11 protein-coding genes and 2 rRNA genes are annotated in these 14,793 nt (G+C 66.2%); 4 read left to right on the forward strand and 9 right to left on the reverse strand.

Features of this window, described 5'->3' with window-relative positions:
* Nucleotides 1-3: 3 nt before the first annotated feature.
* Nucleotides 4-480 (reverse strand): DUF2244 domain-containing protein, encoded by a 477-nt coding sequence (locus LC407_RS18260; protein ID WP_025878297.1) that lies wholly within the window; start codon nucleotides 478-480, stop codon nucleotides 4-6.
* A 273-nt stretch (nucleotides 481-753) separates the two neighbouring features.
* Here LC407_RS18260 and putA point away from each other — a divergent pair, with 273 nt between their 5' ends.
* Entirely contained in the window at nucleotides 754-3,972 is a 3,219-nt protein-coding gene (gene putA, locus LC407_RS18265) for a bifunctional proline dehydrogenase/L-glutamate gamma-semialdehyde dehydrogenase PutA (RefSeq protein WP_134831893.1), read from the forward strand.
* Nucleotides 3,973-4,060: 88 nt separating this feature from the next.
* Here putA and LC407_RS18270 read toward each other — a convergent pair whose 3' ends face one another.
* The 4 genes from LC407_RS18270 to LC407_RS18285 form a co-directional block, all read right to left on the reverse strand.
* Entirely contained in the window at nucleotides 4,061-5,131 is a 1,071-nt protein-coding gene (locus LC407_RS18270) for an AAA family ATPase (protein WP_223483358.1), read from the reverse strand.
* Entirely contained in the window at nucleotides 5,118-5,726 is a 609-nt protein-coding gene (pnuC, locus tag LC407_RS18275; RefSeq protein WP_025878300.1) for a nicotinamide riboside transporter PnuC, read from the reverse strand. Before pnuC ends, LC407_RS18270 begins: the two co-directional genes overlap by 14 nt.
* Nucleotides 5,727-5,797: 71 nt before the next feature.
* Nucleotides 5,798-6,238, reverse strand: a complete 441-nt coding sequence (locus LC407_RS18280; protein WP_223483359.1) for a hypothetical protein — start codon at nucleotides 6,236-6,238, stop codon at nucleotides 5,798-5,800.
* Nucleotides 6,239-6,346: 108 nt separating this feature from the next.
* Nucleotides 6,347-7,774: an outer membrane protein transport protein gene (locus LC407_RS18285; RefSeq protein WP_025878303.1), complete on the reverse strand. Its 1,428-nt coding sequence runs from the start codon at nucleotides 7,772-7,774 to the stop codon at nucleotides 6,347-6,349.
* 226 nt (nucleotides 7,775-8,000) lie between these two features.
* Between LC407_RS18285 and LC407_RS18290 the strand changes: the two genes are divergently transcribed.
* Nucleotides 8,001-8,693, forward strand: a complete 693-nt coding sequence (locus LC407_RS18290) for a rhomboid family intramembrane serine protease (protein WP_025878304.1) — start codon at nucleotides 8,001-8,003, stop codon at nucleotides 8,691-8,693.
* A gap of 86 nt (nucleotides 8,694-8,779) precedes the next feature.
* Here LC407_RS18290 and LC407_RS18295 read toward each other — a convergent pair whose 3' ends face one another.
* Nucleotides 8,780-10,249 (reverse strand): S41 family peptidase, encoded by a 1,470-nt coding sequence (locus LC407_RS18295; RefSeq protein ID WP_032975636.1) that lies wholly within the window; start codon nucleotides 10,247-10,249, stop codon nucleotides 8,780-8,782.
* A 107-nt stretch (nucleotides 10,250-10,356) separates the two neighbouring features.
* A complete protein-coding gene (locus LC407_RS18300) occupies nucleotides 10,357-11,586 on the reverse strand; it encodes a peptidoglycan DD-metalloendopeptidase family protein (RefSeq protein WP_223483365.1) in 1,230 nt (409 codons plus the stop codon).
* A 169-nt stretch (nucleotides 11,587-11,755) separates the two neighbouring features.
* On the opposite strand from LC407_RS18300, the gene LC407_RS18305 reads away from it, so the two are divergent.
* Together LC407_RS18305 and LC407_RS18310 are read left to right on the forward strand one after the other, a co-directional pair.
* Nucleotides 11,756-12,418, forward strand: coding sequence for a hypothetical protein (locus LC407_RS18305; protein WP_032975637.1), 663 nt, complete (start codon nucleotides 11,756-11,758; stop codon nucleotides 12,416-12,418).
* Nucleotides 12,419-12,496: 78 nt separating this feature from the next.
* Nucleotides 12,497-14,212 carry a M28 family metallopeptidase gene (locus LC407_RS18310; protein ID WP_218788463.1) on the forward strand — a complete coding sequence of 572 codons (1,716 nt, stop codon included), beginning with the start codon at nucleotides 12,497-12,499 and terminating at the stop codon, nucleotides 14,210-14,212.
* Nucleotides 14,213-14,428: 216 nt separating this feature from the next.
* Here LC407_RS18310 and rrf (LC407_RS18315) read toward each other — a convergent pair.
* Nucleotides 14,429-14,543: ribosomal RNA gene (gene rrf, locus LC407_RS18315) — 5S ribosomal RNA — on the reverse strand.
* Nucleotides 14,544-14,675: 132 nt separating this feature from the next.
* Nucleotides 14,676-14,790: ribosomal RNA gene (gene rrf / locus LC407_RS18320) — 5S ribosomal RNA — on the reverse strand.
* Nucleotides 14,791-14,793: the final 3 nt, after the last annotated feature.

The raw sequence follows: 14,793 nt of genomic DNA on the forward strand, positions 1-14,793 counted from the left end.
CCCTTAGCGTCGTCGGTTGCCGCCATCGCTGGCGGCGAGCAAATCTTCAAGCGTTTCAACAAGCGTTTGACGTTCGGCCGGCGCGAGGAAACTCCCCACCTCCACCTGCCGGCCGCTGGATGCCAGCCGGACCCTCTGGTCGTCGGTGAGCAGGCGCACCCAGTGCGGATGAGCCCGGAACACCGGCGATCCACCGGGCACGGGGATGACCTCCACGCACGCCGGCACTACCCGGATTTCCTCCTGCCGTTCACCACTGCGCCACAACGCGCGCAACGCAGCTGCCAGCAACAGGCTGTACAGCAGCGCGAACAGGGGAGCGAATGCATTGCCGGCCACCCACCCGAAGGCGGACACCAGCCACATCACTCCCGACAACACAGCAAACAACAGGACGAACTGCCGGGCATCGAGCGCCCGTGGGGGACGCAGTCGCAGCTGCGTACCTGACCCATCCGGAGCTGTAAGCACCTCGATCATGTCGCAACCGCGTTCCTGCCGCGGGAAACGTCTCGATGGTAGCCCTGCCCTCTCGCCGGTAGCAAGGGTGCATTCACACTTTTTCCGATGCTGCAATACAGCATGAGCCCAGCGGCACGAATGACGAATTCGGCACAAAACGGCCCGACTTTGCTGAACACGCTGAATCCACCACCGCTAGGGGCTATCAGCATTCATGAAGGTGGCTGCGCGGGCCTTCCTGAAGTCGAAAAAATGATTAAAATCGCCAAGTTTTCCACTGGCCGGACCGGCATGAACGCACCCTCCTCTCCCATTGCCGCCAGCGACGCCCCGCGTCACTCGGCGCTGCTGTCGCCGGAACTGCCGGCGTCCCCCAACCCGTTCCGCCAGGCCATCACCGATGGTTGGCTGAAGGACGAGGCCAGCCATGTGCGCGAACTGCTGGCGCAGGCGCGCCTGCCGGCCGACGAGCAGGCCAAGGTGCAGGCGCTGGCCGCCGACCTGGTCGCCCGGGTGCGTGTGCGCGCCAAGGACCAGGGCGCGATCGAAGCCTTCATGCGCCAGTACGACCTGGGCAGCGAGGAAGGCGTGCTGCTGATGTGCGTGGCCGAGGCGCTGCTGCGCATTCCGGACCAAGAGACCGCCGACAAGCTGATCCGCGACAAGCTGGCCGATGCCGACTGGGAAAAACACCTGGGCGGCAGCGACTCGGTGCTGGTCAACGCCTCCACCTGGGGCCTGATGCTGACCGGCAAGCTGGTGCAGATGAACGACGCCACCCGCGCCGATGCACCCAGCGCGTTCAAGCGCCTGGTCGGCCGCGTCGGTGAGCCGGTGGTACGCCTGGCCGTGCGCCAGGCGATGAAGATCATGGGCCACCAGTTCGTCATGGGCCGCACCATCGGCGAAGCGCTGGCACGCTCGCACAAGGGCGACAGCGCCAGCTATCGCTACTCGTTCGACATGCTCGGCGAAGGCGCGCTGACCATGAAGGACGCCCTGCGTTACCTGGAAGACTACCGTCGTGCGATCCACGCCATCGGTGGTGACCACAAGGCGCGCGGTGGCCGTGCCGATGGCGACGTCAACAACGCACCGGGCATCTCGATCAAGCTGTCGGCGCTGTACCCGCGCTACGAGCACGCCAAGCGCGCGCGCGTGCTGAAGGACCTGGTGCCCGGCGTGCTGGAACTGGCGCAGCTGGCCAAGAGCTACGGCATCGGCTGCACCGTCGACGCCGAAGAGTCCGATCGCCTGGAACTGTCGCTGGACATCATCGAGCAGGTGTTCGGCGATGCCTCGCTGGCCGGCTGGGATGGCTTCGGCGTGGTCGTGCAGGCTTACCAGAAGCGTACGCCGTACACGATCGACCACCTGGCCGACATGGCGCGTCGCGCCGGTCGTCGCCTGCAGGTGCGCCTGGTCAAGGGCGCCTACTGGGACGCCGAGATCAAGCGCGCGCAGATCGAAGGCTATGCCGGCTACCCGGTGTTCACCCGCAAGCAGAACACCGACGTGTCCTACCTGGCGTGTGCCAAGCGTCTGTTTACCCATGCCGACGCGATCTACCCGATGTTCGCCACGCACAACGCGCACACCATCGCCGCAGTGCGCAGCATCGCCAACGGTGGCGTCTACGAGCACCAGAAGCTGCACGGCATGGGTGATGACCTGTACGCCGAAGTAGTGCCGGCCGATCGCCTTGGCCTGCCCTGCCGCGTGTACGCGCCGGTCGGTTCGCATGAAGACCTGCTGCCGTACCTGGTGCGTCGCCTGCTGGAAAACGGCGCCAACTCCAGCTTCGTCAACCGCATCACCGACGAGCGCGTGCCGATCGCCGACCTGGTCCGCGATCCGGTTGAGATGGTGTCCTCGTTCGAATCGATTCCGCATCCCAAGATCCCGCTGCCGGTTGACCTGCTGCGCAGCCAGAACCACGACAGGAAGAATTCCATGGGCGCCAACCTCGCCAACGACAACGAACTGCGCGCCTTGGCCGAGCAGCTCAACGCTGCAGTGAAGCCTTGGCAGGCCGCACCGCTGGTGCCGGGCGCGAACCCGACTGGTGCCTCGCTGCCGGTGACCAACCCGGCCGACACCCGTGAAGTGGTCGGCCAGTGGCAGGCGGCCGATGCCGCCACCGTGCAGAAGGCGCTGGCCAATGCCGTGGCCGCACAGCCGGCCTGGAACCGCACCCCGGCCGCCAGCCGCGCCGCCATCCTCGAGCACGCCGCTGACCAGCTGGAAGCGCGCATGCCCGAATTCATGGCGCTGTGCGTGAAGGAAGCCGGCAAGAGCCTGCCCGACGGCATCGCCGAAGTACGCGAAGCCGTGGACTTCCTGCGCTACTACGCCAAGCAGGCACGCGAGCAGTTCAGTCACGCCGAGAAGCTGCCCAGCCCGACCGGCGAATCCAACGAACTGCAGCTGCATGGCCGCGGCGTGTTCGTCTGCATCAGCCCGTGGAACTTCCCGCTGGCGATCTTCCTGGGCCAGGTGGCTGCCGCACTGGCCGCCGGCAACAGCGTGATCGCCAAGCCGGCCGAGCAGACCAACCTGATCGGCTACTACGCAGTGAAGCTGCTGCACGATGCCGGCGTGCCGGCTGACGTGGTGCAGTACCTGCCGGGCGATGGCGCCACCGTCGGCGCCGCGCTGACCGCCGACCCGCGCGTGGCCGGTGTGGCCTTCACCGGCTCCACCGACACCGCCCGGGCGATCAACCGCGCGATGGCTGCACGTGACGCCGCCATCGGCGTGCTGATCGCCGAAACCGGCGGTCAGAACGCCTTCATCGCCGACTCCTCGGCACTGCCGGAACAGCTGGTCAAGGACGCCATCGGTTCGGCCTTCACCTCGGCCGGCCAGCGCTGCTCGGCCGCGCGCGTGCTGTTCGTGCAGGACGACATCGCCGACAAGGTGATGACCATGCTGGCCGGTGCGATGAAGGAACTGAAGGTCGGCAACCCCGGTCTGCTGTCCACCGACGTCGGCCCGGTGATCGACGCCGATGCACTGAAGATCCTGCAGGACCACGCCGTGCGCATGGACCGCGAAGCGCGCCTGATCGCTGCGGCCGAACTGTCCGCCGAAGCGGCCAACGGCACCTTCTTCGCACCGCGTGCGTACGAACTGAAGGACCTGGGCCAGCTGCAGAAGGAAATCTTCGGGCCGGTCCTGCACGTGATCCGCTGGAAGGGCGACCAGCTCGACGCGGTGATCGACCAGATCAACGCCACCGGCTATGGCCTGACCCTGGGCGTGCATTCGCGCATCGACGAAACCGTCGACCGCATCAGCAACGGCGTCCACGTCGGCAACGTCTACGTCAACCGCAACCAGATCGGTGCGGTGGTCGGCGTGCAGCCGTTCGGCGGCCAGGGCCTGTCCGGCACCGGCCCCAAGGCCGGCGGCCCGCACTACCTGCTGCGCTTCGCCACCGAAAAGACGGTGACGGTGAACACCACCGCCGCCGGCGGCAACGCCTCGCTGCTGACCCTGGGCGACTGATCCCAGGCGTCATGCAGTAAACGAAAAACCCCGCGAAAGCGGGGTTTTTTCATGTTGGGCGGATGCGGGCCTGCCAGCCCCTGGCAGCTCATTCCGCCACCACACTGAACCGGTTGTCCGCACGCCTCACCAATTCCTCCAGCACCCGCGCGATACGCATCTCCAGGTCGCCTTCCAGCAGCACATACGCCATTCCACGCGCCTGCAACTGCTGCAGATACCACGCGTGTTGGCGCATGCGGAACTCCTCGCCCACACGCGTCCCATCCTGCTCGAACGGGATATCCGGGGCGCACAGGAACAACAGGTCGTACGCACGCGCCGCGGCCCGCTGCAGTGGTTCGGGTGCAGTGCCGAACATCCAGCCGCTGTAGCCCAGCGTCACCAACGGCGTGGTATCGCAGAACACCCAGCGATGCGCATGCTGCGCGGCCTGGTCCTCGTGCTGCGGCTGGGTCGCAGCGATACGCAGCAGATCCTGCGCCTGCAGCTCGCCGCCCTGCTGCTCCCACAACGTACGCCCGAACTCCGGCACCCATGCCGTACCCAGGCGTTCGGCCAGCACCCGCGCCAGCGTGCTCTTGCCCGTGGACTCACCGCCGATGAAGGCCACCCGCTGCACATGGTCGGCATAGACCGACCGGCTCAGGCCCTGTCGATGCGCATGCGGATCGGCGCGCAGTTCGGTACCACTGGCCTGACCGATGTCGGTCGAACGCTCCAGCCGATGGTGCTGCACCGGCGCATTGAAATGCTGCGCCAGGGCTGCAGCGAAACCATCGCCGTAGTCTTCACCGGTGAAAACAGCCTGGACCGGTCCGCCAAACAGTGCCACGCACAGCCATGCGGTGAACGCGCGTTGCACCTGCTCACTGTCCTTGTCCTGCGGCAGCGCACGCACGGGAACACCCTGTTGCCTGCACAACGCCGCCAGCCGCGCATCATCCAGCACCGCCACCGTCGCCTGCGGGAAGCGCGCGCGCAGCCAACGCTCGCGACGCGCCGCGCTGTAGCCGGCAAAGCCCGGCTGAGACCACCCGATCACCAGCAGCTGGGTGCAGCGGGCAGAAGCAAATTCGATCAGGCGCTCGTGGCCGAGGTGCAGCGGGCAGAACTTGCCGACCACCAACCCGCGCGGTACCCGCTCAGGCAATGCCATCGGCCGCCCTGCCCGTATCCGCTTCGGCGCGCATCAGGTGCCGCCAGTGACGCAGCGCCACCAGCGCATTGATCCAGAAACCGACATACAGGATCGAGGTCAGGTGCAGCCCGCGGCTGTAGTACAGCGGCACCGCGATGGTGTTGACCAGCAGCCACACCCACCACGATTCCAGCTTGCGCCGCATCATCAGGATCTGTGCGATCACGCTCAACACCAGCACCGCCGAGTCGATGTAGGGCGCATACGCATTGGTCAGCCGGGTCAGCATCCAGCCGTAACCGAAGGTCGCCAGCACCGCCAAGGGCAGCAGCCAGCTCCACGCGCGTGCTGGCAAGCGGGTGATGGGCAACGGCGCGCCATGGTCACCACGCAGCCACTGCCACCAGCCGAACACGCTGATGACCACGAAGAAGAACTGCAGGACCATGTCCGCGTACAGGTGGGAGCGCTCGAACACCGCGGCGAACAACGCGCAGCCGACGATGCCCAGCCACCACGTATGCACGTTGTTGCGGCCGGCCAGCAGGATCGAGCCGGCAACGGCGATGTTGGCAGCCAGCTCCAGCTGGAAATTCGGGTCGGACAGATTCATCGCGCTATTGTCGCGTAGATCCGCGCCCCGCGGGATTGAGCCAGTAGATCCACGCCATGCGTGGATGGAAATCAAGCGCGCACGCGCACCAGCAGCCGGGGCTCTGCGCTACCCCAGCGGCCCAGTTGATGGTGCGGCGCCATCACAGGCGCGAGCCAATCCGGTGCTTCGATATCCCAGGTCACGCCATCGAACGGATGCGGCCAAGGCGTTCCCTGCGGATTCGGCGAATGCAGGAACAGCGCGCTCTGGCCGCTATCCGGCGCCAACACCACCCAGCACTGGGTGTCCCGCCGCCTGCAGGCCACCGCGCGCTCGAGCAGCCGCAGCAACGCGGCGGCAACGGCGGTGCGATCACTGCCATGGCGATTGCCACGCCCCTTCCAGTCCAAGTGGGTATGCCAGTAGTCGAACCATTCCGATGCGAGCGCATCCTGCAGCGCCACGGTGGCCCTCGCCTCTTCGGCGGCCCAGTAGCGGGTCATCTTCTTCAGGTATCGGCGATCGGCCATCAGGCCATTGTCGCGTAGATCCACGCCATGCGTGGATGCAGATCCCCGAAAAAAAGAAGCCCCGCTTGCGCGGGGCCTCCTTCGTACTGCTTCAGGAAATCGCCGTAATCAGAACTTGTACTGCATCGACGCAGCCAGCACGTCGCCGGTGACCTTGTACTTGCCGACAACGTTGTTGGCGGTAGCGGAGGTCGAGTTGATGTTCGGATCCTTGGTGAACAGGTGGGTGTAGCCCACGCTGTATTCCATCTTCTCCGACGGCGCCCAGGTCAAGCCCAGCGACAGCCACTTGCGGGTGGTATCCGGCACGCGGACGTCACGGTGGGCGTCGGTGGTCGGGGTCTGGTCATAGGCCAGACCGCCACGCAGGGTCAGCTGCTCGTTCAGACGGTACTCGGTACCGATCGAAGCGAAGGTGGTGTCGCGGTAGTGGAACGGCAGCACGCTGTCGGGCTGGTTGGAGTCGTAGTCGACGCGCACTTCGTCGAACTTGCTCCATGCGGTGCGCGACACGTCGGCCATGATCTTCCACTGGTCGTTCACGCGGTGCGTGAAGCTGACGGTGGCGCTGGCCGGCAGGGTGATGGTCGCGCGGCCGTTGCTGTCGACGAAGGTTCCCGGGGCAGCCTGCGCCAGGAACGCGGCAGCAGCCGGGGTCATGGTGAAGTCGGCCTTGCCGTCGGTGATCTTGTGTTCGACTTCCGAGCGGTAGCTGAAGGCGATGTTGGTGCCTTCCACCGGGCTGACGGTCATGCCCAGGGTGTAGCCGACGGACACTTCGTCGCCCTTGATGCGCAGGTAACCATCAGCGGTACCCGGCGAGAAGCCGAGCTGTGCGGCCTGGCGGCCAGCGGCCTGGGCAGCGGCCTGGGCCTGTGCCGGGGTGCGGCCAGCGGCCAGTGCAGCGGCGGCAGCGCGCTGCTGGGCGCTGGCGTTGATGGCGGTACCGCCGTCGACGGCGCTGGTCAGGTCGACATTCAGGCGCTCGGCGAACACCGACGCACCGAACGACAGGTACGGGTTGACGTCGTAGGAGAAGGCCGCACCCAGGTCGATGGCCTGCAGTTCGGTCTTGACGCCGTTGTAGCGGCCGACCCAGTCACGGTCGTATTCGGTCTTGAAGCCGAACGGCACGGTCAGCGACACGCCGAAGTGCATGTTGTCCTTCTCGCCGAACGGCACGTGGAAGTACGCGGCCGGAACCGGAGCGATCATGCCGGCGTCGCCGCCGTTGCCGCCGGAAATCGGAGCGCCGTTGGCATAGCGGCCTTCGCCGCGGAACTTGGCGCCGAAGCTGATGGCGCTGACGTCACCCTGGATCTGGGTGCCTTCCAGCAGGCGCATCGAGGCCGGGTTGGTGGCGACCACCGAGGCATCGCCTTCGGCAGAGGTGGAACCAGCGAAGGCGCGGCCCAGGCCCTTGGCGCTGTTTTCCTTCAGCTGGAAGGCGGCGGCATTGGCGTCGGCGGCGGCCAGCGCACCGGCAACGCCGACGGCCAGCAGGGTCAGGCGGGCAATGGTAGAAGCAGTTTGCATCGTAGTTCTCTCTCCGGTAAGCGGTGATGGTGCTCTAAGTGCGCCTGCGCCCGTCAGGCCGGATGGCCTTTCGAAGCGCGCCGGATTCCCCTCCCGACATACGACGCCGTATGCGAGTATTACCCAGAGCCGTTAATGAAACAATAACAGCGCTGGCGCATTCTTCGTCGCAAAAGCTGAACAGGCTCCTTCCCCGCCAAAAGCGCCCGCACGCTAGGCTAGTGCCATGTTTGTCTCCCTCCCCTCGCGCAAGAAGGCGACCCTGCGCTGGGCTACACCCGTGCTGTTTGCGGCACTGTGGCTGGCATTCCTGTGGTCGATCTCGCGCCCGGACGATGCCCGCGGAAGCCTGTGGCTGGACTGGGGCGCCCTGTCCACCGGCCTGACCCACCCGCTGGACTGGTGGGCAACGCTGCAGGACGGCAGCGTGCTGCGCCTGTTCACCGCCCTGTTCCTGCACGCCGACTGGTCGCACCTGCTGGGCAACCTGGTGTTCCTGCTGATCTTCGGCCTGCCGGCCGAGCGGGTGCTGGGCCCGTGGCGGTTGCTGCTGCTGTTCCTGGTGGGCGGGGCGATCTCCAACCTGGTCGCGATCTACACCATGGGCAGCCCGGACCAGATCATCATCGGCGCCAGCGGTGCGGTGTCGGCGCTGATCGGTGCCTATCTGGCGCTGTTCCCCGGCGCGCGCCTGGGCGTGGTGATCCCGCTGGGGCTGTTCCTGGAGTTCGTGCGCGCCCCGGCCTATCTGCTGATCGGTGTGTGGGCGGCGCTGCAGGTGGTGTTCGCCTACATCGGCCCGACCTTCGGCATGGTCGCCTGGTGGGCGCACATCGGGGGCTTCGTGTTCGGCGTGGTGTACGGCATGTACGTGCGCGCGGCGATCGCGCGGCGTCTGCGCAAGCGGCACGGGTTCTAGCGTCCGCTTGCTGCATTCTGCGAAACGCCCGAGCCATGCTCGGGCGGTGTCCGCACATCAGTCGAGCATGGCTCGACGCTACGCAATCAAGGCTTGGCCGGGATCTCTGCAGGCTTGGCTTCGGGCTTGGCTTCGGGCTTGGCTTCCGGCTTTGCTTCAGCCTTGGGCTCCGCCTTCGGTGCAGGCTTGGCGGCGGCCTTTGCTGCCCTGTCCGCTTCGGCCTTCGCAGCTTCTGCCTTCAAGCGCGCCGCAACCGAACCCGGGTTCTTCAGTTCGGCCAGTGCATCGTTGATCGGGCCATCGCCCGGCAACACGGCGCCTGCGTGGTAGCCCTCGGTGCCTTCCTCGTCACCGCGCAGGTGGCCCGGCAGCGTCGCTTCACTGTAGTCACTCAGGCTGGCCGGCAATGCCTCGTCTTCCGGACGCGGTGCTGCCTTCAGTTCCACTTCCGGCACGATACCGGTGGCCTGGATCGATTTACCGCTGGGTGTGTAGTAGCGCGCCGTGGTCAGCTTCACCGAATCGCCGTTGTCCAGCGGCAGCACGGTCTGCACCGACCCCTTGCCGAAGGTGCGGCTGCCGATCACGCGCGCGCGCTTGTTGTCGCGCAGTGCGCCGGCCAGCACTTCCGATGCACTGGCCGAACCGGCATCGACCAGCACCACCACCGGCGCGCCCTTCAGCAGGTCGCCCGGGGTTGCGTCGAAGCGTGCATCGCTGATGCTGATGCGGCCGCGGGTGCTGACGATGTTGCCCTTGTCGAGCAGATCATCGGCCACCTGCACCGCAGCGGTCAGCAGACCACCCGGATTGCTGCGCAGATCCAGCACCAGCCCCTTGAGGTTGCCGCCGGACTGCTTCTGCAGCTGCTGCAGGTGCTTCTGGAAATCAGAGCCGGTGTCGGCCTGGAACGTGCTCAGGCGGATGTAGCCATAACCCGGTTCCAGCAGGCGGCTGCGCACGCTGGTCACGCGGATCGTCTGCCGGGTCAGGCTGACGTCGAAGGGCTTGGGCTTGCCGTCGCGGACGATGGTCAGCACCACCTTGCTGCCGGCCGGGCCACGCAGCGGTTCGCTGGCATCGATCGCGCTGATCGGCTTGCCATCGATGGCGATGATCAGGTCGCCGGCGAGGATGCCGGCCTTGGCCGCCGGCGTGTCGTCGATCGGCGAGATCACCTTCATGCTGGCATTGTCCGGCTGCTGCTGCAGCTCCACGCCGATGCCTTCATAGGCGCCATTGGCCTGTTCGTCGAACGCCTCGGCATCTTCCTTGTTGAAGTAGGTGCTGTGCGGATCGAGGTCGAGCAGCAGGCCGCGCACAGCCGACTGCATCAGCTTGTTGTCATCGACCGGATCGACGTAGGCCGCGCGCACCGCGTTGTAGACGGCCACGAAGCGCCGGATATCGTCCAGCGGCACCTTCGAGGTCACCGCCTCCTCGCTGCTCGCCGCCTTCCCGGGAGTTTCCTTCAACGGGACGGGGGCGGTCTGCTGTGCCCAGGACAGGGCCGGCAACAGAGCCAGCAAGAGGGTGGCGGTACGGGCTGCGCGCATGGATCACTCCTGTCGACGATGGCATCGTGCCCAAGGCACATGCACCGATTATGCGCGAAGCGTGGCTAAATTCCCGTTGAATCCGCCCTGCTGCGGCCAGGCGGAATTCAGCGCCGCTGCAGCCAGCTGTCCGGATTGACCGGTTGCCCGCCGCGGCGCAGTTCGAAGTACAGCGCCGTCACGCCCTGGCCACCGGAGTTGCCGACCTTGGCCACTGCATCGCCACGGCTGACCCGCGCACCGGCATCTTTCAGCAGGGTGTCGTTGTGCGCGTACAGGCTCATGTAGCCGTTGCCATGGTCGACGATCAGGATCATGCCGTAGCCGGTCATCCAATCGGAGAACACCACGGTACCGTCGGCCACGGCGGTGACGGTGCTTCCGGCGGGTGCGCCGATCAACACGCCACTGCTGGTACGGCCATCCGGCAGCTTGCCGCCATAGCGGGCCAGCAGATTGCCCGACAGTGGCCAGCCCAGGCCACCCACCTTGGGCGCTGGTGCCGAGGCCACGGCCGGCGGGATCTTGGTTGCCGGTGCCGGACGGCCTTCGGCCTTGGCCTGGCGTGCGGCCTTTTCGGCAGCGGCCTTCTCCGCAGCGGCCTTGCGGGCGGCGGCACGGCGCTCGGCCTCGGCACGGGCCGCCGCAGCGCGCAGGTTGGCCAGCAAGGTTTCCAGCGCCTTGGCGTCCTGGCCCAGTGCCTGTTCCTTCTCGCGCTTGTCCTTGAAGCGCTCTTCCAGCGAAGCGACGGTCTGCGCACGCTCGCGACGGTCCGATGCGAGCGTGGCGACCTGCTGCTTCTGGTCGCGGTGAGTGCCCTGCAACTGCTGTTGGCGCTGGGCGATCTGTGCCTGCAGCGTCTCCAGTTCCTTGAGGTCGGCCGTCAGCGTGGTGATACGCTGCGCGCGCTCGCGCTGCAGGTAGCGGTGATAGGCCAGCGCACGGTTGGCATCGGCCACCGTGTCCTGCGAAAGCAGCAGCTTCAACGGCGCGTGGTTGCCAAGCTGGTAGGCCGCGCGCAGCAGTCCGGCCAGTTCGCGATTCTGCTTTTCCAGGTTGGACTGCAGTGCATTGCGCCGCTGTTCGGCCTGGGCCAGCGCTTGGGTCTGCTCGCGCAGCGCCGATTCGGTCTGGGCCAGCGCACGACCACTGCGTGCCACCTTTTCATCGGCCTCGCGCAGCTGCTGTGACGCCTGTCCGCGCTGGCCCTCGATCTGCCGGCGCTCCTGCGCCACGCCCTTCAGTTCGGTGCGCAGCTTCTGCAGCTTGCGTTCGGCCTCGCGGGCCGAAGAGGTCTGCGCCGCACCCGGCAATGGCAGCGCCAGGGCCAGCGCCATTCCCAGCAACAGGCAACGTCCACCGCGCAGGGTGGCGATGTGATGCCGGCGTGAGGGGAAGACGTTGTTGCGCAAGGGCTTTCCAGTGACTTCAGGCAGATGCGGGGACGTGCAGGGAATGGTGACATCTCCGCACGCGGCCTGCCAGCCGCACAACAACGAGGTTCCCATGAAAGCTCTCTCCATTCCGCTGCTGTTGGGCATTGCGCTGGCCAGTGGCCCGGCCTGGGCCCAGGCAGACGTGAGCAAGGTCAACGGCAGCATCAGCGCCGATCCGGGCCAGCGCTACGGCAAGCTGGACACCGTCAATGGTGGCATCCGTGTCGGCGAAGGCGTGGAAACCGGCAGCATCGACACCGTCAACGGCGGCGTCAAGGTCGCCGATCGTGCGCGCACGGGCAGCATCGAGACCGTCAACGGCGGCATCCGCCTGGGTCGCGAAGTGACGGCCCACGGCGATGTCAGCACGGTCAACGGCAGCATCTTCAGCGACCAGGGCAGCCAGATCGAAGGCGGCGTGGAAACCGTCAACGGTGGCATCGGCCTGGTCGGCAGCCGCGTGCGCAAGGACGTGGAGACCGTCAACGGCGACATCACCGTCGGCATCGGCTCACAGGTCGGCGGTGGCGTGCATGTGCGCAAGCCGAACTTCAGTGTCTCGCTGACGGCCAGTCGCAAGCCGCGGGTCATCATCGGGCCGAATGCCGTGGTCAACGGCAGCCTGCTGTTCGAGCGCGAGGTGGTGCTGTACGTCCACCGCAGTGCGCGCATCGGCCCGGTCACCGGCGCCGATCCGATCCCCTTCGATACCGATACCGCCCCGGCCGACTGAGCCTGCGGCTTGGGCGATACTCCCCGCTACCGGTCGCGCGTGCTGCGTGGCCGTCCCTTGTGTTTCCAGGAACCGATGATGCCCCGCAAACTCCTCCTGTGCCTGGCCGCCGCGGCCGCGCTCAGCGCCTGCAAAGGCGAAGACACCCCGGCTCCGGCGCCCAGCGTCGACAGCGCCGCCAAGCCGGCCACGCACACCTTCTCAGCGGCGATCAACGCCGCCGACTTCGCCGAGATGGTGAAAACCCTGGCCTCTGACGAGTTCGAAGGCCGCTCGCCCGGCAGCAAGGGCGAAGAACTGACGGTCAACTACATCCGCGACCAGATGCAGCGCATCGGCCTGCAGCCCGGCAACGGCGACAGCTGGTTCCAGGACGTGCCGATGACCGAGACCACGGCCGATGAATCGACCGTGCTCACCCTCACCCAGGGCGGCAAGACCCGCGAACTGAAGTTCGGCACCGACATGGTGGTGGGCACCCGTACCGGCCAGACAGAAGTGAAGGTCGATGCCAGCGACCTCGTCTTCGTCGGCTACGGCGTGGATGCGCCGGAGCAGAAGTGGAACGATTACGCCGGCCAGGACTGGAAGGGCAAGACGGTGGTCATGTTCGTCAACGACCCGGGCTTCCATGTCGATAACGAAAAGCTGTTCGACGGCAAGCGCATGACCTACTACGGCCGCTGGACCTACAAGTTCGAGGAAGCTGCGCGCAAGGGAGCTGCTGCCGCGCTGATCGTCCATGACACCGCAGGCGCTTCGTACGGCTGGGACGTGGTGAAGAACTCCTGGGCCGGCCCGCAGTACGACCTGCCGGCCAAGGACGATGCGGAGCCGCGCCTGCCGGTACAGGGCTGGTTGAGCGCCGACGCGGCCAAGGCCCTGTTCGCCGGCGCCGGGCTGGATCTGGACCGGGCCTACAAGGACGCCAGCAAGCCCGGCTTCAAGCCGGTACCGCTGAAGGCAACCGCTTCGGTGGACCTGAAAAGCAAGGTCGCGCAGAAGCAGTCGCGCAACGTGGTGGGCGTGCTGCCTGGCAGCAAGCGTGCCGACGAGGCCGTGCTGTACATGGCGCACTGGGATCACCTCGGCAAGCACGAGGGCGAACAGGGCGACAACATCTACAACGGTGCCGTCGACAACGCGACCGGCGTGGCCGGCATCCTTGAGGTGGCCGAAGCGATGGCCCATCAGGAACCGAAGCCGGAACGTTCGGTGGTGTTCCTGGCGGTGACCCTGGAAGAATCCGGCCTGCTGGGTTCGAAGTACTACGTCGCCCACCCGACCTTCCCGCTGGACAAGATCGCTGGTGTCATCAACATCGATGCGATGTCGGTGGCCGGTCGTGCCAAGGACGTGACGGTGACCGGCTTCGGCAGTTCGGAGCTGGAAGACATCCTCAAGCCGCTGGCTGCAGCCCAGGATCGCACCCTGCACGGCGAGACCTCGGTGCAGAGCGGCTTCTACTTCCGTTCGGATCACTTCAACTTCGCCAAGGCGGGTGTGCCGGCGCTGTACGCCGACGGCGGTGAGGACCTGCGCGACGGCGGTGTCGAGGCTGGCCGCAAGGCGGCCGCCGACTACGGTTCCAACCGTTACCACGGCCCGAAGGACGAGTATGACCCGGCCACCTGGAAGCTGGATGGCACGGTCGAGGACCTGCAGCTGATGTATGGCGTCGGCAAGGAACTGGCCGGCGGCGATCGTTGGCCCAACTGGTACGAAGGCAATCCGTTCAAGGCTGCCCGCGACACGATGATGAAGGCCAAGGCACCGGCCGCTGCGGCGAAGTAAGTCCCCCAGCCGTTGAGTTCCAAAGAAAGCGGCGCCCTTGGGCGCCGCTTTTTTTGTGCGTGAGTGCTGGGCGCCGGTAGTGCCGGCCGCTGGCCGGCTGGCACGTGCAGCCGCGTGACGTTCATGAGGTTGCCGGCCAGCGGCCGGCACTACCTTCGGTTTCTCGCGCGCAAAGAAAAACCCCGCTGCGTGAGCAGCGGGGTTTTTGGATGTAAACCCTGGCGATGACCTACTCTCGCATGGCTTAGGCCACACTACCATCGGCGCAGCTACGTTTCACTTCCGAGTTCGGGATGGGATCGGGTGGTTCCATAGCGCTAATTTCACCAGGGAGACGGTTGCAGCAGCGCTTGCAGCGCCAGCTCGCGTACTTGCCCTTGGGGCGGAAGGAACTCAAAAAAGCAGAGCCTTCACTTAATAGAAAAAACCCCGCTGCATGAGCAGCGGGGTTTTCGGGTATAAACCCTGGCGATGACCTACTCTCGCATGGCTTAGGCCACACTACCATCGGCGCAGCTACGTTTCACTTCCGAGTTCGGGATGGGATCGGGTGGTTCCATAGCGCTAATTTCACCAGGGAG

Origin of the sequence: Stenotrophomonas sp. OVS01A (assembly GCF_019969775.1) — a bacterium.
Taxonomy (GTDB): Bacteria; Pseudomonadota; Gammaproteobacteria; order Xanthomonadales; family Xanthomonadaceae; genus Stenotrophomonas; species Stenotrophomonas indicatrix.